An 18372-nucleotide genomic window follows, 5' to 3' on the forward strand; every position below is an offset into this window, starting at 1 on the left:
CCTATAGTTAAGATTAAATCTTAACGCCTTTCAGCGCTGCGATCGCTTTATCGTGCTTGTTCGCCAGAGAGCAGTACCACTTAACGCGAGTACGCAGGGCGTCTTTGTTCTGAACGGTGCCGATGGACTCAACCACGATACCGGCATTATCACCACCGTACAGACCGGTCAGACCGTTCTCTTCGGACAGGTGCAGGCCGTAGATGTCGGCAGCGCCGTCAACAACAGGGATGAAGTCGTTCACGATGAACGGAATGCCGTTGTGGGTCAGCATCGGACGACCAAAGTTCTCGATCATCACTTCAGACGGGCCGACGTTTACGGTACGCAGCAACGCACGGTAGGCGCGCATATGCTCAGATCGAACCATCAGGCAATCAGCGCCCAGATCTTTCACGGCATCAACCAGCTCATCGAGCATGGAGAAGGTCATGGAAGCGTTGGCAACAATGCCCTGATCAGCAGCCATCAGTTTGGCAATGCCGTCAAAGGATTTGGCGTCTTTGGTGGAGTCACCCTGGATCAGGTTGCGGCGGAATGCGCGCGCCAGACCTTTCACTTTGGAACGAACCTGGATAGCCAGCTGGCTATTGGTGTCGGCCATGGTGGTTGCCAGGAATTTATCAACGTCAACGTCGCCAGCCAGAATACGCAGCTTAGCCACATGCTCGGTGAACGTTGCAGCGCCTTCTGGAACCACATCGTTCACGTCAATGAAGCTGGCTTCAGACAGTGAATCTTCGCGGTTGTACAGATACGCTTTAGAGTTGATCTTCATGAAAGGCAGAACGGCAAACAGGTCATCGCGATCGATGATAGTTTCGATTACGCCCTGTTCCAGTTCGTTGTTAGACAGCTTTTCAGCTTCGTCTCGCAGTAATGGCATCTTTTCAATTCCTTTTGATTAAGATGTTATTTTGTAACGATTTTTCCCAGCCCCGCAGTTAACTTGTCAATCGTTGACTTGTTCACCGGGGTGGTTACTTTGGCGCTTGGCTTACTTTGTGAGCCAGCACCGGGTTTTGCTTCGCTTCGCAGCAGAGCATCGGCTTCAGGATCTGCACGTAAAATACGCTCAATCGCTGATTCGAACGCGAGTGGTTGGCCGTGGCCATCGACCAGCACCGCGCGGTCTTTCTGACCTGCAGGCTTGTCATAACCGACTACGCTGCCGTCTTCGCCTACTTCGAAGTGGTTGCCATAAATCACACGAGCTTTGGCCGGTGTCATCAGAGCCTTATCACGCAAGAAACCGGAACCAGAGAAAGATGCACCTACGGTCATCTCAAGCAGTTGCGCCTTCAGAGTGGCATTTTCAGCTTCGACCTGAGTTCGAGCGTCACGCTCTACCTGCAGATCCGCTTGGTGAGCGGCAACCATTTGCTTTTTGACCGCGTCAAACTCGCCGCGGCGCTCAAGCTCAGTTTGCTCCGCTTCTTGACGGGCACGTTCTGCCGCAGCTTCCGCGTCCACCAATTGACGAGCACGTTCTGGGTCGATGTCACCATAAGCAGCCAGTTTTTCCTTGCGCTTCATGCTCTCTTTCAAAAGCTCAGCGCCTGACTTCTTAGCGTCACGCAACTTTGCGATCAGCTGTTCTTGCGACAGACCTGCGTATTCGTCTTCAGTTTCCGGCTGACGTGCCTGTTTATGTACGTCATCAGTGCCTGGGTTGTGCTCCTTGCCTTCGCCACCAGGCTGCTCAGCCTGCTGCTCTTTGGAAGGTTCACCGCCACCGCCACCGCCCAGCTCTTCCTTGCCAGCGACGTCCATCAGGCCACGATTGACCATCATCATTTGCCACAGATTCATAAAATTCCTTTTTACGCCTTATCGCTCGGTTGCTTGAGCAGATGAGTTCCCTGATCCTTGGGAAGAAGTATTCTCGGTTTCTTGAGAAGATGTCTTATCATAGGTAGTTGACAACCTATTTTCAATACCCGCAGATGCATTTTTTGGAGGAAATTTCAAGAGATCTGCCTCAAATTCCTTTTTCATTTTCTCCGTGACGTTCGGGAAGATCTTATCGATGAGCATTTCCATCTGATAACGACGAACACTTTCCGGCGCCTGCAACTCTGATAACTGCTGAGCAACAGCAAATTCGTCAGTCAAACCACGGATGTCGAAACTCTCCGGGTAGCTAACCAATGTGTGATCGTCTTCCAGCTCTTCACCCATCCATTTGCCAACCAGGGCAAGCATCTGGCGCTCTGCACGTTCCAGACGTTCAGCTTTCGTCACCAGCAAGCTATTCACGCGCTGGAAGTCGTATGCTTTGGCTGCGCCAGATGAATTATCAATGCCCTTGGCGTTGTCCTGCTTAGTTCGTTCACCGGCAACACCAACAGAGTGATAAATCTCGTTGATGACAGTTTGAACCGTGGTGATGATCATCTGGGCTTGCTTCGGGTCTGGCGACATGTAGAACGGCTGCGAGCCACCTTCACCATCAAAGGTAAACACTCGTTTAGTTCCCATTTCCAATACCTTGCCGTGGTTCTCATCGCCAGGCAGCATTGCCTGAACTGGAATCGCCAGCTGGGAGAAGGTCTGATCCTGAATGATTGCATCAAGGTTCGACAGGTAGTTGGCCACCGCACGGTCAAGGTAAGCGATGTCATCAATTAGCGATGGGCTGAAGTATGGCGATTCGCTTTGACCAATACAGTCAACGGGGAACACCGGCACAACACCCAGGTTATGCTCACCACTATCTTCGAGGTAAACCTTAGCATTACCTTTCTGACCACCCTTCTTCACCTCTTCGCGGAACAGATACCATTCGTTTTGAGTCCACAAGCGATAACGCTGGAACTCCTGTCCGGTAGAAGCAAACGGGTCGGCATCATCACGGGCGACTTCCACCACCAGCGCCCACAGTAAATTGCCGTCGTCATCCCATGCCAGATCCAGCATCTGCTGCGGTGAAATCCAGTAAGCGTAGGCGCGGCCATCTTGCTTCTTCTGGTCTTCAACCGACTCAGCGCCAGCTTCCATTGTGCTATCCACCACAACCCAAATTCGCCCATAGATGGAGGATTGCAGATCGATGGCGGCCATGAACTCGTTAACGGAAACGTTTTGACGAGTCGCGCGGCGCCAGAAATCCCGGATGAACTCTGGTGCATCTTCCTCAGTGCGGTGAATATCTTCGCGGAAAATGTATTTGTTGATCAGGTTTACAACTTCACGCGTGTGGTTGAAGCGGTATGCTCGCTCTACACGTTCTTTGTATTCCTGATCACCTTCTTTGAAATAGCGGAAAACGTTGTCATCGAACCATGCCCGGCCACCCGCGTAGGTGGCCGAAATAAAGTCCCAATGCTCCTTTTTCTTTTCGTACTCAGGATGCCGGCGTTTAACCAGATCCTTGATTACTTTGTCAGTCAATTCCATTTGACCAAACCCCAATTTAATATAAACACCGCTTTAAGATAGGTAGCTGACCACCTATCGAGAGCCACCAAGAATAACACGACTTTTAACCGGAAATCTTCTATGAATTGGATAGCCGAGGGCGTCAGCGCTATGCTCTACACCACCTGACTTGTCCATATCACGCGAACCCGGTTTGTAGATCACCTTTTCCAGCGATTCAATCAGTCCCTTACACTTCGGGCTGATATAAATTCTCACATCTCCAGACGCGGTCATCAGCATACGGTTTACTGCATTCACACGGTCAGCGATCGGCGGGTGCTTCTTCGGGTGATCGATGCGCAGAAAACCCTTCTCCTTAAAGATGTCCACATCCGATTCACCGCGCGCATGTTGTCGGTATGCGCCTGCAGGGTCTGGGAAGATTGTTACCTGAGACTTCGAGCGCCAGTACCGGCGTTCCAGCTCATCACATACCTCTGCGGTGTTTGAAGAATACAGCACCAGCTCATCCACCGCCCAAACTTCACCATTCGGCTGCGGCTGCAGGATGACCGAGGACATTGGATCGATGTTAAAGTCCTGACCAACCCAGATTGGCAGCTTCGGATTGAAGGCCACATCCTTAACATGCGTTTTGCGGTCGAACGGGTAATACACGCGACCTGACATGTTCTCAAACGACGCAAGGTATTCCTGAGCGAATGATTTAGGGTCCATATCATTCCGCGCGGCTTCGATCTCCGCCTCTGGAACAAAGGGTGAATCGGCTGTCACAAACTGCCAGCTCTTCCACTGTCCCTTCTTCTGCAAATCTTCGTTTTGCCCGATCGTCCAAAGTTTATGGAACTCAGAGAAGCCTTTCGGTGTGCCGATAATTAGCGCACCACCGCGGGTAGAAGACAGCGTTGGACGCAATACCTTGTACCAGGTGTCAGGCTTCATATCCTGGAACTCGTCAAGCACGACAAAGTTCAACGCAACACCACGCAATGTATCTGGCTTATCCGCACCTTTTAGTGCAATTTCCGAACCGTTCTTGAGAACGATCGTCATTGTGGTGTCGTTCTTTTTAGCCACCCATTTGCGCGGGATTGTCTCCTGAAGGTCATCCCACAAAATCTGCCTGGCCATCTGATACGTTGGCGCTACGTACCAAACACGCTGTTTGCGGCCAGAAGCGGCCGCACGAATAATTTTAGAAATTGACAGTCGAGACTTACCCCAGCGTCGGCCAGCACACACCACTTTGAAACGATGGGGTGATTGGAACACTGACATCTGCCCAGAATGCAGCTGAATCAAGCTCAGCGATGACGGGATGGCCATGGTTATGCTTCCCCACTATCATCGTCAGCTTCACTCTCCAAAACGCTCTCAGCGTCTTTTGCTGCTTCCTCTTCAAGTGCCTCAAGCTCATCATCGTCAATCAGATCTGGTTCTTCTGATTTACGCAGCTCTGCCACCTGATTTGGTGTCAATTCGCCGAACACCAGGTTCGGGATTTCGTCGGCCAAACCTTCGTCTTTATCCATGCCCAGGGCTTTGGATGACACATCAAAGCACTTAGCCAGAATATTGCTGGCGCGCTGAATTGACTTTAGATCGCCCTCGATTACAGCAAGCGATGTGCCTTTGGACTTTGCCTCGGCAACCTGACCCATCGCCATTCTGCCAAGAGTGAATGCCCAGCTGTCATACTTGTTACGACGATCATCAATTTTGTCGGCGCGCTCTTTAGCGCGGATCTCTGCGTCTGACTTCAGGGATTCACGCACCATCTTGCCAACTGAGTCGGCTCCTTTGGCCAAACCCTTCTTTTTGAAATAACGAGAGAAGGTCTCGCGGCGCAGCCCATACTCGTCTTCCAATCTTGAAAGCGTGTACTCGCCGGACGCCCATTTCGCCTCGATCTCCGCCCACATAGCTGGCGTGACCTTGACCTTTACCTCTTCAGCTTCGGTCGTCATAGTTCCCTCTAAACCACCACGGCGCTTCCTTGCGCCGAGTAAAATCATTTCTGGAGTTGCTAAACAAATTGGTTTCTACAGTTAGAAAACAACTTAATTGGGGAGTGGTTAAAAGCCTGCTTCTGTATATTTAAATAACCAGCCATTAATTATTTATGGGAAGCAGGTCTTTCTCATGCCACCATCAGCTTTACGCTTGCTCTACCCATAACGGTCAGACCGAGTGTGCGTCGCTGGTAGCCATCATCTCCACGCGCACGAAACTCACCTTTCTCGACAAGTCCCTTTTTAATCAGCGCTCGAAGAGAGAACTGCATACTCTGCTTTATGGTTTTGTATGGAAGAACCTCCAGCAGCTCATCGAGGTCAAGTAAATGGCCGCGATCGTGGCCAAGGTAAATGGTGCGCAGAATATCTTTCTGCTTATCTGTCAAAATCATTTGCTCGCTTCCTTACGAGATACGCGCCAGATCCAGCGGCGCATTTAATGGTTGGTTGTCGAATGCCAGTAGTGGCAACACGTCAGGCAAATCCCTGCCAAAATCCGGGTTGCGGTAAACACCATAGAGCGGCGAAGTAAAGCTAAGGTTGTGAATGTCCTTCAGCAATTTCACGATACTGGCTTCATCCACCAGAGAATCGGCGATGTCTTGAACGGTTGTGCCTCGGTTGCGCCCAGCTTTCGCCAACGATGAGTTCTTGTGGTAGTCGGCAACGAGATCCACCAGCGCGCGGCGGCGGCGATTCTCGCTCATAGAGAACAGCTCTTTCACAATGCTCTCATTGTCGCCCGGGTCGGCACGGAAATGCCGATGGAATACGCGCAGCGCACTTTCGTAACTCTTCGGACGCTCTGGTCGAATAAACTGATAGCCTGCCTTCATCGCAAACGGGTTGTATTTGCTCATCGAGGACTGGATTTCGATGATCGGCCTGTTGTGCATTCGGCTCACCAGGTTAATCATGCGATATGAAACACCCACGCCACGGTATTGGGTGTCCACCACTGAACGGCTGATCACAGCGAAATTGTTGTTCACGTAACGCCCCCAGAACTGATTGGCCACCGTCGTGTTAGTGGTGGGCTTCAGTTTGGGGAACATGCGGTGACGCGGCGCCAGAAGCAGTTTTGGAAAAGCCACAACAACAACGCCCACCAGCCGACCATCAAGCTCGCAGCGGTAATAGGTTGGTGCGAATGGTTTGCCGTCAGTTTTATAATGCAGCGACTTCAAAGCATTCCAATCATCCACAGTGCCGCGCGTCACAGTCATACGCTCCAGAAAATCCAAATGCTTCGGAAACTCTTCAGGCTTGTAGCGTTTGATGGTTACGTCGTTCATCGCACCACCTTCCGACTGCCATAACCACCGCGACGAATGGTTGAGGGGTGACGCGTCACAATATCCTCGATCGCCGGCAAACCACCCGCCTTCTTGTCGGCCAGGAACTTAACGCGAGCCTTTACGAACTCTTCAACGATGTAGCCCTGAAGATAAGTGAAAGCCTCCTGATCTGAAGGCATCAAATCATGGTGTTGACCAGTGATAAGCGCGATGTGCAAGGCTTCGTGCCAGTAAACCGACTCATTGTAGTTTTCAGGCAGATATACGCAGTGAACATTGGTGTCGTACTGGATATAGCCCAGGTCAGTGACCATGCCACCAACCCCCGCCACATATTCACTCTCATCCAGCCCATAGAGCTGTTTGATCACCTCCACATAGCGTTTCTCACCAAAAACCACGACGCAGCGGTTGTAATATGGGGCGACACGGAAGCCATGGGCACGAAGCCAATCTTGCCATTCAGCCTCGTGTGTCCAGCGGCGGCGCAGCTCAGCCCCTTCATAAATCGGGAAAACCTTTTTAAGCTGCATAATCCACCTTCACACGTTCTTTGTAGTGCTTGGTGATCTGCACATCCGGGCGCAGAGCATTTTTGAGGTCTTCATGCGTGGTTGCCACCATGACAGTTGCCCCGGCTTTGCGCGCTGCGCGCTGGAGATTGGATGCAACCACCTGGGCAGTTACTCGATCCAGAACAGCGCCAAACTCATCAGCAACCCATACCTTTGCGCCGGTTTCGATTAGCTTTGCGATTTTCAGGCGGTAACGCTGGCCGTCTGACATCTCAGAAGGTTTGCGAACAAACAAATAGGCATCGTTAAGCCCAGCCATAGATAACAGCCCCAATGCCTCGCTGGTGGTTTTACCCAGCTGGTCAATGACGTTCTTGCTGTCGTCAAAGGCAAAGTCTTCGATTGAGGCCACATCCTGACCTTCTTCTTTCATCAAACGCTGAAGCTCGCGCAACACCACCGATTTACCAGATCCTGATTGACCGGTGATGTACACGACATCACCAGAGCGGATTTCCAGCTCCAGGTTGTCGTAAAGAGACCATTCTTTTTCATCCAGACCCAGGCCAAACGATTCAGCGATCTCCAGCGTTCGGGTGGTCTTTGTGACACGCGTTTGGAAAGCTACATTGATGAGGTAGTTGCTCATGCCCCTTCCTCATCGACAGCTTCTTCAGAAACACGCTTCGCATAAGCCACAAATGCTTCTGCCCCGCTCTCTCCCGTCACTTCTTCCATGTGGGCAAGTAAATCCCCAACAACCAGCGCAGAGCCAGCGGGAAGCGTTTTAAAGCCCAACACGTCGATCACTCGCAATTCTGACTCCGCCACTTCCCGGGAGATCTCTTCATGCTCTTCATGCTGGCGCACGGATTCATGACCCAAGTCCATCACCAGAGAGTCGGTGGCCATGTCTTCCGTCATGCTACCAACCAAAACGCTCAGCTCACGCTCGTCGAAGCCAATCACCACCTCGTCGCCCAGCACCAGCTCTTCAAGCTCTTTTTGCAGCTTGATGGCATCGTAATCGGTACTGGCCAGACGGTTGTCTTCCAGACGCTTCGCACGAACAGAGACCTCGTCGAGATCGGCTCGGATAATTACCGGCACCAGGTCAAGCCCTGCATAAATTGCAGCTTCTCGGCGGCCGTGGCCGGTGATGATCACCATGTCTTTATCAACGGTGATTGGCTGGTCAAATCCACGCTTGGAAATTGCCGCAGCCAAATCACGAATCTGGGTTTCGTCGTGTTTTTTGGCATTGGCCTCATATGGAACCAGAGTTTTAGGGTCGAGATACACGATCTCAAATGGGGTGCTCATCAGTTACGTTCCTTGTAAAAGTCTGCGAGCCACACCAGGGCTTCTCCAGCGTCTTCCATGTCGCTGCCAGTATTAATGCCCTGCTCGGCAATGATCGATTTAATGGCTGTAGTGACTGAATCAGCAGAGTCGAAGGTGACTTTGAAGCGCATCGTTTGGTGCTCCACACCCAAACGCTCAACCTTCTCGCGTTTATCCTCTTCTGCCGCTTTCTCGTCGCCATCAGTCAGTCGCTCCAGTTCCGCCATATCGAAAGCCGCAGTTCGGGCCAGTGTCGCTGCCATCTCGTCATCAAATGGGGCTATTTCTGAAAGGCTGAAGCCAGTTTCTGACTGGATTTCTTCAATCAGACGCTGCAAAGCGAGTTGATCGTCTTCACCGTAGCGCTCGTTATCAACGAGAGACATTTGCTTTGCCACCACGTCGCTGATCTGACCAACGGTGATAACTGGCACAGTGGTAATGCCCTGCTCAATGGCTGCGCGCCAGCGGTGTTCACCACCGAGGATCTGGAATGAGCCATCTGGCAGCTCGCGAGCCAGGATCGGTTTAAAGAAACCCAGGCGGTCGATTGAGCCTTTCAGCTTTTCAAAATTCTGAAGACCCACGGCGTTTGTATTCCACGGGTTTGGCTGCAGTCGCCCTACTTCCACCTGCAAGATGTTAATTTTTACGTCCATGTTTTTGATATAATCTATTAAGTAACCAACTACTTATTAAATCATAGACTGTTAGCACAATAAAGGCACTAAGGAAAGACACATGAGCGTTAGAATTGTATCAAACGCAGTGAACGCGTTAATTTCAGGGGCGGATGACAACGTAAAAAAGATAGTTCAGGACATGTTGAGCTACGATGTTGATGGCGCCTCATTTTCAGGTAGTGGTGGATGGGATGGTCGCAGCACCATGTTCAACTGGTCAAAATGCTCGTTTCCGGCTGGATTTGCTCGATCTATCGCAGCAAAGCTAAACCGGGCTGGTATTCCTGCAACTCACATTCGGAAACCGATGGTTTCTGCTCTTGGCAAGCCAAATCCCGCGGTTAACCCATTCCCCTACAATCCAGACTACGCATATCAAGATCAGACTGTTGAAACCATGGTAAAAGTGGGCGGGATGATTGCCCAGGTCGCAACCGGTGGCGGAAAATCGAATATAGCCTGCAAGGCAGCTGCACGTATCGGTCGTATGACGCTGTTCATTACGACTCGATCTGTCCTAATGTTCCAAATGGCAGATAACTTTCAAAAATCCATCGACTATCGCGCTGATAATGGCGAGCCGTGGCTTAAGGGGCAGAAGGTTGGTGTGATTGGCTCGGGCGAACTGAAGGTATCACGTCATATCAACGTTGCGACCGTTCAAACACTCTCCAGTTTTATAAATGAGCCTGGTTCTGACCTCTCTCCCGAGAAACGCGCCCAGCACCTCAAGCGAAGAGAGCTTATTAAACAGCTGCTTGCCAGCGTTTCCCTCCTTATTTTGGAAGAAGCGCACGAATCATCCGGCTCCAGCTTTTACGACATCGCCAGACTCTGTCACAACGCTGATTATCGTCTGGCTTTGACCGCTACTCCGTTTATGAAGGATTCCACGGAAGCCAACATGCGATTGATGGCTGTTGCCGGCCGAATTGAGATAAAGGTGACGGAAAAATATTTGATTGATAAAGGTATTTTGGCAAAACCCTACTTCTTATATCATAAAATCGCGTACACTCCAGATGAGGCTAGGATTAAGGCTGAACTTGCATCAAAACACCTGAATTTCCGGGTTGTTATGAGCACGCCATACCAAAAGGCGTACCAACTAGGCATCGTTTATAACCTAAACCGTAATGCAGCGATTGTTCGTGCCGCTGTAATGTATAGGTCACACAAGTTAAACTGTATGACGTTGGTAAAGCACAAAAGGCATGGTCAGATCTTAATGGAGATGATGCAGGCAGAGGGATTGCGGGTTGACTTCATTTACGGTGAATCATCCCAGAAAGTACGACAAGCAAAATTGCAGAGCCTGGCTGCAGGCAAAATAGACATTCTCATTGGCTCCACCATACTCGATGTAGGCGTTGATGTCCCAAGTGTGGGCGCGGTGATCCTAGCTGGTGGTGGTAAGGCAGAAGTCGAGATGCGTCAGCGTGTTGGGCGCGGTCTACGTGCTAAAAAGAATCAGGCAAATGTTTGTTTTATCTCTGACTTTATTGATAGTTCCAATAAGTACCTGATGTCTCATTCCTACGAGCGCAAAAACATCATTGACACTACACCCGGCTTCGCTGAAGGCGTGTTACCGGTCGATGGGAAGTTTGATTTTAATGTTCTGGGCAACTGATACATGGAAAAACCAAAACCTGTTTTTTGCCAGGTCGCTTTGAGTCCTCGCGCTAACGACAAAGTCGAAGCGTTTAAAGATAAACTCAAAGAATCTGGCGTCAAGATGACCAAGTCTGAGGTAATCGACATGATCATCGCAGAAGTAAATATGGCCGACTTCGCGCGGTACTCGAAAAGGGCAATGGCCACCAGTAAAGCCGCACAAAGGATTATTGAACTGTACAACACCACCGACATGACCGAAGAAGATCGGGATATTCTGCTCGCTGGTTTGGAACACTCAAACACCCAAGAACCGAAGCCTTAATTTCACAATGGGGCTGGTCTCGACCAGCCCGCTACCTCGGCATCTCCCCCACCTCAATTAGATTGCGTGTTACCCTACTCAAAACACTTATTCGGACACCAAATGACTATCACCGACATTACATATGGCATACCTGCTGAGGTCTGGCCGCGAGATTACAAAGATGTTGAGCGCTCGCTTCAGTATTACCGCGCTAAGCGTGTTCCTGTAAAAGTGTCTTTAGAGGATGGCCAGGTATTCTCTCTCTTCGTATATGGACTTCTGTCAGCGCGCAACAAACTTGACCTGACACCGAGATTCGACGCCAATGATCATCGAGTTCGTGTGCCGCTGGAGCGTGTGGCGACGATTGAGACAATTAAGCAAGAAGAGGTACAAACTAACTTTGAAGGCAGAATGACGATCAATGCTGATGATCACCAAAATCAGCCATCAAAGCGCGACTTCTTTAAAATTTGTCGCCAGGCGCATCAAAGCGAAAAGCTGATTCGCGTGTACATGGCCGATGGCAGAGAATTAGAAGGCGAATCAGCGGGTGTCACTGCCTGCCAAGTGAATATCCGACAAGAAGGAGGCAAGCAGGTGGTGGTGCTATTCGATTGGGTTGAGCGCATCATTCCGTTTTGATTGCTAAAATCCGAACATAGCAATACTATTCTTTATTGAATTACTTATAGGGAGTGTTTCGACCCTTCCTATCTAACCAACCTAAATGTTGTGGATAATATAAGAAGGAAATAAATGTTAACTAGACAAGTAAAAAATAATAATTTGACCTTTGCATTTTCTCTACTTAGCACAGTTATCACATTCAATAGCAAACAGAGCATGTTTGATATTAACAAAACAATGGAGTTGGTACTTACAGACCTTTTGAATGATGTGTACAACCTTTCTTTGGTTAACTTGAATTTAATCAAACACAACCATCCCGCAATAGATTTAGGTGATATAACTCAACGCATCGCTATCCAAGTAACATCTGATGGCTCAAAAGCGAAGTTTGATAAAACCATGGATATGTTAGTCAAACATGGTTTGGATGCTGACTATGATAACATCTGGATTATGCTAATTTCTAACGACAAGTACGAGAGCTACACTCGTAAGGGGTTTTCTACTCATGTAAGAAATTTATCTGATGTTGCGAGTTGCATTTGTCAAAAACCCGGCGCTGATTTTGATCGAATCTACACTTTTTGCGAAAATAATTTTGGAGATTACTTCCCTGGGAAAAACACCAACATTTTGGAGCTAACTCAAGTAGCAAGTGTTAACCCGAATCAATCAGTGGCAAACTTCGTCAAAAACAATCAACTTGACCTAAGCTATGATGATAATAAATATTCAGAGAGTGATATCAGGGACGACTTAATAATTTTGAAGTCCAAGTTATCAGAACTTAATGAAATGCAGAGAATGTTTATTTTCCGAGTAATGGAATTTACTCTCACCAATGATAACAGCAAATACATTGAATCTTGTAAAATTCCGGTTAGCGCATTCATGAGCGGCAGGCAATATAACGAAAAATACGCCATAAAACAAGTAGCAGATTACTTAGAGCAAATTAGACTGGCTTATTACGATGAAGAAAATTATTCACTCGGGTGTGCTACTTATACCGTTTATTTTAAAGGGAATTACCCTGAGTTCGACTATCTAACTGGAATCGTCGAGCACCTAAGAGTTAGAGGTACAGTTAGTGACCTCAGAAAGATAATATATGAATGTGATTTTTCCATACTAGATTAAGCTAATGATCGCGCGAATTAATTACATTCGCGCGATTTATCTTACCAAGCAGTTTTGTTCAGATAGAAGTCGCCACCGGCATTACTGCCAAATCTGTAAGCGGCCTCCGATTTCACATCCACAGTTGTCTCAACGTTCTCACCGGCACAGAATGGCATAGCTCTTGAAAGTCGAGCACCGATAATGTGTTCCCCGGGCGCAAGGTAAAGACTCACCTTCTCAGACATCCCCACTTCGGCCACATCTTTCCCATCAACCGCAACCGTCGCGGTGCAGAATGCTCCCTTAGTTCCAGAATCGCGTTTAACGACCGTCAGCACCGTGCCGGTGGCGGATTGTGTAAGGGTGCGATCGATGATCTGCTTCGATGGTACTTCTTTTGCTTCACCGGTAGCTACTGGCTGGTTGGAGCAAGCGGAGAGAAGGAGTGCAGCAGCTGATGCAGCGAAATAGGCAATTTTCATATTCATCCCGAATCTATAAGGGCAATCTAATTTAAGTTATGTAGTGCAGGCGTGTTATTCACCGTTGCATCATATCAGCAAGCTATAAGGTTATCCATGCTGCAGCGGTCAAGTGGTTAATTGTTGAGTCGGTCAATTATATATAAGGCCAATAGCATCAGTGGCTGCAATATTTTATTGGTCGGCATGGTCAACTGGTAAATTATATATAAGGGTAGTAGCCGAAATAGGGGATTTATTGAGGGAACACCTTCCTTCCTTATATGCTTATTTCTAGGACTTTGCTTTTTTCATCTTTTTTAAAAAAATTCACAAAAAGGACTTGCACGGTTTTTTAACTCATCCATAATGCAACACATCGAAAGCAAACACGCTAACGATAAACAAAACTTTCAGCGCTTTGCGCAAATATATAGGATTAAAAATTATGTCTAATATCATCTCAAAAAAATCTGTTCTTGAAGCTGCTACCACTGTTGCAACTGAATTAGCTGAAACTGTTGCAAGCGTCGAACAAAATTACACTACTCGCTATAATGCTGGACAAGATACCAAAGCAGATAAAAAAGCTATGCAAGCTGCTAAAACTAAACTTGCATACTTCACTAACAACGTTTGCAAGCCACTGACAGACGATAAAGCAAATAGCGTGTTTTATTATGCGATTAAAGCAAGCAAGCAAACGCCAGAGCAGTTTTTCCGCGAAGCAATGGAGAATAGCTATAGCTTAGAAAAACTGGTCTACTTGATTAATTCTATCCGCGCTAAACGTTGCGAATACTCATTAGCGGATCAATCTGGTTCACGCGTTTTTGCAATTGTTGAAATCATCAAAGATGAAATGGAAGTTTTCACCAATGGCGCAATTAAAACGCTGATGGATGATGCGAAGAAAGAAAACGAGAAGCAAGCGGATCAAACTTATACGCAAGCAAATCAGTTAATCGCTATGTGTGAACGTTTGGGCTTGATTGAGAAGATCAAAGGAGCTGGCGCAGCCAAAAACGGATCACAACAATATAAACTGTTAGATAATGATTTTGTGTCTTATATCCGTGATGCTTTCGCAGTAGCTCAATAAAGGAATATAGCGCCCACTATGGGCGCTTTTAAATGGACACAAAAGAATGACTAAGCAAGAATATTTAAAGCGCCAAAATAAAGCATATTTGAAATTTAAAGCGGAGCTTTGCGCGGAACTACAAGCGGAAGTTGACGCAATGAATTTAAATTTTTTCGATGTTATTAATGGTTATATGACGGAACGAAAAAAACGTTATATGTTTTTAGTCGATACAATCGGAAAACTAAAACGCGATCTTTTTTGCTAATGTTAAGCGCCCACTATGGGCGCTTTTTGCTTTTCAGATCCGCACCACTTCAGCGCCCACTATGGGCGCTTTTTTCGTTGTGTCGCAGCAAACGAGACAAGCCCCAAAATCGACGCTATGAGACGATCACAGAGACGCGTTTTAACGTTGGGCAATGCGTTACCACACGTTATAGACTCAAGCGCTTAGATCGCTTTACAGCGCGTTTAAATCGCCATGTTTAAATTGTGATCGTTGTCTGGTGTAACGTTGCCAATATGGGCGCGCTGTTATATGTCGGTATGGTGCGGCATTGTGCGCTGGCATCGCGTGGCGCTGGTACAATGTGCGCTTACTGGCTGGGGTGTCTGGCTGGCGATCCAGTGGTAAAGAAGCATAGGTGGAAAGCCATTCAGGTGGATGCTCGGCAAATGGCTGGGGTCGATTCTGGGGTATCCCTGGCCACCGCCCTACCCCACTCCTAAAGTCAAACCTACTCTGTACCTGAATCCCTATACCGAAAGCTGGCCGTTTCCCGAAAAATTCCCCTACCCGTTTCCCTGCGGCTCCCCTTCGAGGGCTATGGCCGTTTTCAAAAATTTCCCTGCGGCCACGGTTTCCAAACAAAAAGAGCGCCGTTTCCGACGCTCTCCCCTCCTCTTCTCGCTATTTCCCTTCCAGCATTATCAGCTCGTGGCTATTGCGGGTCTTAAACGTGATTTCTGGCAATTTCAGCTTCCACTCAAAGTCACCCGCTTCCAGAATGACACCGGTATAGCGCTCTGCTTGATCCGCGTATCGCTTTGCAGTGGATGTCACCCAATCAGGGTCTAATCCGGTACGCGTGTTGTAGAAGTGCATTGCGATCTGGACAGCCATTTCAAATCGACGGGATGCGCAGTTGCGGCCGCGCAGTGGGAAGACGAATAATCCAGTACCGGTGCTAACCACCAGCGCATTGCCAATATCCCGCTTGTAAAAGCGATTGGACTTGAGCGCCAGTTGCAGGTCATTAATCTCATATGCCCCCAGAGTGCTTGTTACGTCCTTCCCGTCCACTGTCACGCTTCGCACGTCGTGATGAATGGTGTTAAACAAGACTTGTGCGTTACCCAGGCGGGTGTCCATCTGGTAAATCTGATTCATGTGCTTTTCTCGTTATTCGTCTTAACAACTTGTTTTGTTATTGGTCTAATTATCGCAATGGTCACACGGCAGTAAATACGTTGTTTACGGCGTTGCTGGTGGCCTGCGGTAAGCCGGATGGTCGGTTAGCCTCCGGGAATGTGGGTGGGTTATCCCACCAGCCTGAGCTGGTGAGGTTGGTTGTTTACCATTCTTCGTAGGGAAGCTCTTCGATGACCGGCGCATCCATATCGAGGTGGATGTAGCCATAACCGGCGTCATAAATGGCTTTCAGGTTTGCGTAGCCGAAATCGGTCAGGCCATCGGACTTCAGATCGTCCAGCCCACTACCCTGGGTTGCATCGATGCGGAGAATTGCCCCGCCGTCAGTGTCGTGAATCCACCAGCCGTAATTGACGTTTCGGCACTTCTCTTCAATGAGGCGCATGTCCTCTTCGCGAACGTGAGCGGTTGAGATGATTGCTGTTTTGATTGTGACGACTTTCATGATTACCCCTGCACGAGTGAACGCTGCTGTAGCCACACATCGACTTTGGCCTTCCATACCCCATATGCTTGGGCATAAATGGTGCTCCCGCGCTGGTGGGGCTGAACCTGAGCGATATACTCCTTTGCCATTTTCTGGCAGAAGGCTTCCGTCTCCGGGTTCTGGATTGCTGGCGTTGGTTGGAATTTCATGGCGCCCTCTCAGTGCATCAAGCCGATGTCTACGCTATCGCCACCTTCAGTGAGGCGGATCATCAGCATTGCGAAGGCATTGAGTGGATAACCGGCGTGCCATTCAGGAGCACGGTCATCAATCATGAAGTCGGCCACATCGAAGAGTGCACCCTCGTGGTGGAAGAAGCGGGTGCTGCCCTGGTCGTCATATTCGACGTGATCCATTTCGTTCTGCTCGGCTTCGTTCAGGTCAAGCCAGGAAAGCAGGTGGACGTTTTCTGCTTTGGGTGTAACGTTAAATTCGGTCATGTGCTTTTCTCTTGTTTTGTTGTTGGACTAATTATCGCAAGTGACACACGGCAGAAAACAATTTGTTAACGGGCATAAGAAAATGGCGCGGGTTAGCGCGCCATTGTGGTTTAAGCAGGCTGGCCTGTGGCCAGCACATCGGCAGGTAGATAATTATCCAGCGTTACGCCGGAGGTAATCTTCATGCCATATGCGCCGATCCAGGTGCTGGTGTTGTCGATGCCTGTCTCAATGAAGTCAGTAACCTCACCCATCAGGGTTTCGAACAGGTCTTTACCAGAAGCACGGTAATGACCCTCAATAGCCACCAGCAGCGGGTCGCTGCCATCCATAACAGTCTGCGCACCGATGGAGTACACCGCAGGTTGCGCTTTGTCTTTCGGGGTTGTACGAACCAGGGTACTAATCTGCTTCTCAAGCCCTACGGATGCGTCACGGATCTGGACAGTAATCTTTGCAACCTTGCCACCATCTTCGGTGCGCTCAGAGGCGTAATACATGTCGTAAACCAGTTCTGTTGCCTTGTATGTCATATGACCTCCATGTCATGTTTAGTCGCGGTCATTGTAAATAGGTAGCTACCTACTTACAAGTCGAAGGGCGCTAACCAATGCAAAAAGCCCCAGATGGGGCTTAGTCGAATGACTTGAGGAATGCTTCTACATCACGATGAGCAACGAGGTCGAGATAAGTTATCCAGATCGCGTCAGTCGCTTGGCATCCGGCGAAATAGCGACATTTTAGAGTTTTGTAATATTCGCCACTAGCATGACTCATATCGAACAACGAGCCAATTTCATCATTATCGCCATTATTCCAATCTGCAATGACCAAGGTTGGTTCATCATCGCGCATGTCGATGCTCACCACCCAACGCGCATCAATGACAGTAAAGTTACCATCCACCAGCTCTTCATAATCGTTGTACTCTTCTTTAGTGATCTCGCGGAAATCAGACATTGATTCGTTCATGTGCATATCCTTTTAAACAACTTGTTTTCTTATGTGTCTTATTATCGCATGCGTTTAAAGGCAGTAAACAAAATGAGTCAGGGGAGATGCGGGGTGAACGAACCAAAAAAAGCCCACCAAGGATTAGAGGTGGGCTGACTGAATTAGTCAAAGGCACATGATTATACTGCTACGGCGATCGTCGCTCGCTGAATCTCCATCTGGGCAATCTGGTTAACAAGAACCAGCACCCGCTCAAGTTGGTCTTTAGGGAAGTGCTGAATATTTGCGAATCTGTACTTTCGATTAGTGCGCGTAACAGAAATGGACAGGCGCTCGCCCACTTTGTAGCGTTTGCACTCGCCGCTCTCAAGCGACTTATGCTCAAAAATCTTCTCACGAAACACGCCGATGACTACGCCGTTCGCAGTTATGTCCACCAGATTCACGCGGGAGATAGAGCGCTTAACCGGATTGAACGTGCTGCGATGGTAGGTAGCGATAGCTTGCATCAGATTCATATTCACACCATGTAAACAATTTGTTTTCTCGTTGGTGTAAATAATACAGTGTCTCAAAAGGGCACAAAGCATAAC

Annotated in this window: 25 protein-coding genes; 6 read left to right on the top strand and 19 right to left on the bottom strand. The window is 48.6% G+C overall.

What is annotated here, in order from left to right; all coding sequences use genetic code 11:
* Nucleotides 1–13 precede the first annotated feature (13 nt).
* The 11 genes from OGW13_RS11430 to OGW13_RS11480 form a co-directional block, all read right to left on the bottom strand.
* A complete protein-coding gene (locus OGW13_RS11430) occupies nt 14–886 on the bottom strand; it encodes a major capsid protein (protein WP_072931956.1) in 873 nt (290 codons plus the stop codon).
* Nucleotides 887–912: 26 nt separating this feature from the next.
* Nucleotides 913–1812, bottom strand: coding sequence for a DUF6651 domain-containing protein (locus OGW13_RS11435; RefSeq protein WP_287116108.1), 900 nt, complete (start codon nt 1810–1812; stop codon nt 913–915).
* Between the two features lie 18 nt (nt 1813–1830).
* Nucleotides 1831–3399 (bottom strand): phage portal protein, encoded by a 1569-nt coding sequence (locus tag OGW13_RS11440; protein ID WP_287116109.1) that lies wholly within the window; start codon nt 3397–3399, stop codon nt 1831–1833.
* A 54-nt stretch (nt 3400–3453) separates the two neighbouring features.
* Nucleotides 3454–4710, bottom strand: coding sequence for a phage terminase large subunit (locus tag OGW13_RS11445; RefSeq protein WP_287116110.1), 1257 nt, complete (start codon nt 4708–4710; stop codon nt 3454–3456).
* Nucleotides 4711–4712: 2 nt separating this feature from the next.
* Entirely contained in the window at nt 4713–5351 is a 639-nt protein-coding gene (locus tag OGW13_RS11450) for a hypothetical protein (protein WP_063160593.1), read from the bottom strand.
* A 173-nt stretch (nt 5352–5524) separates the two neighbouring features.
* Entirely contained in the window at nt 5525–5791 is a 267-nt protein-coding gene (locus OGW13_RS11455) for a hypothetical protein (protein WP_287116111.1), read from the bottom strand.
* 12 nt (nt 5792–5803) lie between these two features.
* Nucleotides 5804–6694, bottom strand: a complete 891-nt coding sequence (locus OGW13_RS11460) for a hypothetical protein (protein ID WP_072931960.1) — start codon at nt 6692–6694, stop codon at nt 5804–5806.
* On the bottom strand, nt 6691–7230 hold the full coding sequence (locus OGW13_RS11465) for a hypothetical protein (RefSeq protein ID WP_287116112.1): 540 nt from the start codon (nt 7228–7230) through the stop codon (nt 6691–6693). The genes OGW13_RS11460 and OGW13_RS11465 overlap by 4 nt, the downstream gene beginning before the upstream one ends.
* On the bottom strand, nt 7220–7861 hold the full coding sequence (locus OGW13_RS11470) for an ATP-binding cassette domain-containing protein (RefSeq protein ID WP_057057287.1): 642 nt from the start codon (nt 7859–7861) through the stop codon (nt 7220–7222). Before OGW13_RS11470 ends, OGW13_RS11465 begins: the two co-directional genes overlap by 11 nt.
* Nucleotides 7858–8535 (bottom strand): ParB/Srx family N-terminal domain-containing protein, encoded by a 678-nt coding sequence (locus OGW13_RS11475; protein ID WP_057057288.1) that lies wholly within the window; start codon nt 8533–8535, stop codon nt 7858–7860. The genes OGW13_RS11470 and OGW13_RS11475 overlap by 4 nt, the downstream gene beginning before the upstream one ends.
* Nucleotides 8535–9215, bottom strand: a complete 681-nt coding sequence (locus OGW13_RS11480; protein WP_502874025.1) for a ParB/RepB/Spo0J family partition protein — start codon at nt 9213–9215, stop codon at nt 8535–8537. Before OGW13_RS11480 ends, OGW13_RS11475 begins: the two co-directional genes overlap by 1 nt.
* A gap of 82 nt (nt 9216–9297) precedes the next feature.
* Between OGW13_RS11480 and OGW13_RS11485 the strand changes: the two genes are divergently transcribed.
* The 4 genes from OGW13_RS11485 to OGW13_RS11500 all read left to right on the top strand — a co-directional run bounded on the left by OGW13_RS11485 (nt 9298) and on the right by OGW13_RS11500 (nt 12936).
* Nucleotides 9298–10872: a DEAD/DEAH box helicase gene (locus tag OGW13_RS11485; RefSeq protein WP_287116113.1), complete on the top strand. Its 1575-nt coding sequence runs from the start codon at nt 9298–9300 to the stop codon at nt 10870–10872.
* A 3-nt stretch (nt 10873–10875) separates the two neighbouring features.
* Nucleotides 10876–11181, top strand: a complete 306-nt coding sequence (locus tag OGW13_RS11490; protein ID WP_287116114.1) for a hypothetical protein — start codon at nt 10876–10878, stop codon at nt 11179–11181.
* 102 nt (nt 11182–11283) lie between these two features.
* On the top strand, nt 11284–11808 hold the full coding sequence (locus OGW13_RS11495; RefSeq protein WP_287116115.1) for a transcriptional regulator: 525 nt from the start codon (nt 11284–11286) through the stop codon (nt 11806–11808).
* A gap of 114 nt (nt 11809–11922) precedes the next feature.
* On the top strand, nt 11923–12936 hold the full coding sequence (locus OGW13_RS11500; RefSeq protein WP_287116116.1) for an SMEK domain-containing protein: 1014 nt from the start codon (nt 11923–11925) through the stop codon (nt 12934–12936).
* A gap of 41 nt (nt 12937–12977) precedes the next feature.
* Here OGW13_RS11500 and OGW13_RS11505 read toward each other — a convergent pair whose 3' ends face one another.
* The gene (locus tag OGW13_RS11505) at nt 12978–13400 is read right to left on the bottom strand and encodes a hypothetical protein (protein ID WP_287116117.1); all 423 of its coding nucleotides are present in this window, start codon (nt 13398–13400) and stop codon (nt 12978–12980) included.
* Between the two features lie 427 nt (nt 13401–13827).
* Here OGW13_RS11505 and OGW13_RS11510 point away from each other — a divergent pair, with 427 nt between their 5' ends.
* Nucleotides 13828–14481, top strand: a complete 654-nt coding sequence (locus tag OGW13_RS11510; RefSeq protein WP_287116118.1) for a hypothetical protein — start codon at nt 13828–13830, stop codon at nt 14479–14481.
* A 46-nt stretch (nt 14482–14527) separates the two neighbouring features.
* Nucleotides 14528–14731 (top strand): hypothetical protein, encoded by a 204-nt coding sequence (locus tag OGW13_RS11515; RefSeq protein WP_287116119.1) that lies wholly within the window; start codon nt 14528–14530, stop codon nt 14729–14731.
* A gap of 645 nt (nt 14732–15376) precedes the next feature.
* Here OGW13_RS11515 and OGW13_RS11520 read toward each other — a convergent pair.
* From OGW13_RS11520 to OGW13_RS11550, 7 genes are all read right to left on the bottom strand, one after another.
* Complete coding sequence (locus tag OGW13_RS11520; protein WP_287116120.1) at nt 15377–15856, bottom strand: hypothetical protein; 480 nt, start codon at nt 15854–15856, stop codon at nt 15377–15379.
* A gap of 184 nt (nt 15857–16040) precedes the next feature.
* Complete coding sequence (locus OGW13_RS11525; RefSeq protein ID WP_287116121.1) at nt 16041–16343, bottom strand: DUF5983 family protein; 303 nt, start codon at nt 16341–16343, stop codon at nt 16041–16043.
* 2 nt (nt 16344–16345) lie between these two features.
* On the bottom strand, nt 16346–16534 hold the full coding sequence (locus tag OGW13_RS11530) for a hypothetical protein (RefSeq protein ID WP_287116122.1): 189 nt from the start codon (nt 16532–16534) through the stop codon (nt 16346–16348).
* 9 nt (nt 16535–16543) lie between these two features.
* Nucleotides 16544–16825, bottom strand: a complete 282-nt coding sequence (locus OGW13_RS11535) for an ABC transporter (protein WP_256064094.1) — start codon at nt 16823–16825, stop codon at nt 16544–16546.
* 110 nt (nt 16826–16935) lie between these two features.
* Complete coding sequence (locus OGW13_RS11540; RefSeq protein WP_287116123.1) at nt 16936–17358, bottom strand: hypothetical protein; 423 nt, start codon at nt 17356–17358, stop codon at nt 16936–16938.
* A 100-nt stretch (nt 17359–17458) separates the two neighbouring features.
* A complete protein-coding gene (locus OGW13_RS11545; RefSeq protein ID WP_287116124.1) occupies nt 17459–17797 on the bottom strand; it encodes a hypothetical protein in 339 nt (112 codons plus the stop codon).
* A gap of 161 nt (nt 17798–17958) precedes the next feature.
* Nucleotides 17959–18297, bottom strand: a complete 339-nt coding sequence (locus tag OGW13_RS11550) for a hypothetical protein (protein ID WP_287116125.1) — start codon at nt 18295–18297, stop codon at nt 17959–17961.
* Between the last annotated feature and the right edge of the window lie 75 nt (nt 18298–18372).

The organism is Citrobacter sp. Ca225, assembly GCF_030337175.1.
GTDB lineage: Bacteria > Pseudomonadota > Gammaproteobacteria > Enterobacterales > Enterobacteriaceae > Citrobacter_A > Citrobacter_A amalonaticus.

Excerpts from the sequence above, each read along its gene's own strand:
- OGW13_RS11465 (WP_287116112.1), bottom strand. The coding sequence starts at position 7,230 with ATGCAGCTTAAAAAGGTTTTCCCGATTTATGAAGGGGCTGAGCTGCGC.
- OGW13_RS11510 (WP_287116118.1), top strand. The coding sequence starts at position 13,828 with ATGTCTAATATCATCTCAAAAAAATCTGTTCTTGAAGCTGCTACCACT.
- OGW13_RS11495 (WP_287116115.1), top strand. The coding sequence starts at position 11,284 with ATGACTATCACCGACATTACATATGGCATACCTGCTGAGGTCTGGCCG.
- OGW13_RS11440 (WP_287116109.1), bottom strand. The coding sequence starts at position 3,399 with ATGGAATTGACTGACAAAGTAATCAAGGATCTGGTTAAACGCCGGCAT.
- OGW13_RS11545 (WP_287116124.1), bottom strand. The coding sequence starts at position 17,797 with ATGAACGAATCAATGTCTGATTTCCGCGAGATCACTAAAGAAGAGTAC.
- OGW13_RS11445 (WP_287116110.1), bottom strand. The coding sequence starts at position 4,710 with ATGGCCATCCCGTCATCGCTGAGCTTGATTCAGCTGCATTCTGGGCAG.
- OGW13_RS11470 (WP_057057287.1), bottom strand. The coding sequence starts at position 7,861 with ATGAGCAACTACCTCATCAATGTAGCTTTCCAAACGCGTGTCACAAAG.
- OGW13_RS11525 (WP_287116121.1), bottom strand. The coding sequence starts at position 16,343 with ATGAAAGTCGTCACAATCAAAACAGCAATCATCTCAACCGCTCACGTT.
- OGW13_RS11550 (WP_287116125.1), bottom strand. The coding sequence starts at position 18,297 with ATGAATCTGATGCAAGCTATCGCTACCTACCATCGCAGCACGTTCAAT.
- OGW13_RS11430 (WP_072931956.1), bottom strand. The coding sequence starts at position 886 with ATGCCATTACTGCGAGACGAAGCTGAAAAGCTGTCTAACAACGAACTG.
- OGW13_RS11515 (WP_287116119.1), top strand. The coding sequence starts at position 14,528 with ATGACTAAGCAAGAATATTTAAAGCGCCAAAATAAAGCATATTTGAAA.
- OGW13_RS11460 (WP_072931960.1), bottom strand. The coding sequence starts at position 6,694 with ATGAACGACGTAACCATCAAACGCTACAAGCCTGAAGAGTTTCCGAAG.
- OGW13_RS11450 (WP_063160593.1), bottom strand. The coding sequence starts at position 5,351 with ATGACGACCGAAGCTGAAGAGGTAAAGGTCAAGGTCACGCCAGCTATG.
- OGW13_RS11505 (WP_287116117.1), bottom strand. The coding sequence starts at position 13,400 with ATGAAAATTGCCTATTTCGCTGCATCAGCTGCTGCACTCCTTCTCTCC.
- OGW13_RS11490 (WP_287116114.1), top strand. The coding sequence starts at position 10,876 with ATGGAAAAACCAAAACCTGTTTTTTGCCAGGTCGCTTTGAGTCCTCGC.
- OGW13_RS11435 (WP_287116108.1), bottom strand. The coding sequence starts at position 1,812 with ATGAATCTGTGGCAAATGATGATGGTCAATCGTGGCCTGATGGACGTC.
- OGW13_RS11540 (WP_287116123.1), bottom strand. The coding sequence starts at position 17,358 with ATGACATACAAGGCAACAGAACTGGTTTACGACATGTATTACGCCTCT.
- OGW13_RS11455 (WP_287116111.1), bottom strand. The coding sequence starts at position 5,791 with ATGATTTTGACAGATAAGCAGAAAGATATTCTGCGCACCATTTACCTT.
- OGW13_RS11520 (WP_287116120.1), bottom strand. The coding sequence starts at position 15,856 with ATGAATCAGATTTACCAGATGGACACCCGCCTGGGTAACGCACAAGTC.
- OGW13_RS11500 (WP_287116116.1), top strand. The coding sequence starts at position 11,923 with ATGTTAACTAGACAAGTAAAAAATAATAATTTGACCTTTGCATTTTCT.
- OGW13_RS11485 (WP_287116113.1), top strand. The coding sequence starts at position 9,298 with ATGAGCGTTAGAATTGTATCAAACGCAGTGAACGCGTTAATTTCAGGG.
- OGW13_RS11480 (WP_502874025.1), bottom strand. The coding sequence starts at position 9,215 with ATGGACGTAAAAATTAACATCTTGCAGGTGGAAGTAGGGCGACTGCAG.
- OGW13_RS11530 (WP_287116122.1), bottom strand. The coding sequence starts at position 16,534 with ATGAAATTCCAACCAACGCCAGCAATCCAGAACCCGGAGACGGAAGCC.
- OGW13_RS11475 (WP_057057288.1), bottom strand. The coding sequence starts at position 8,535 with ATGAGCACCCCATTTGAGATCGTGTATCTCGACCCTAAAACTCTGGTT.
- OGW13_RS11535 (WP_256064094.1), bottom strand. The coding sequence starts at position 16,825 with ATGACCGAATTTAACGTTACACCCAAAGCAGAAAACGTCCACCTGCTT.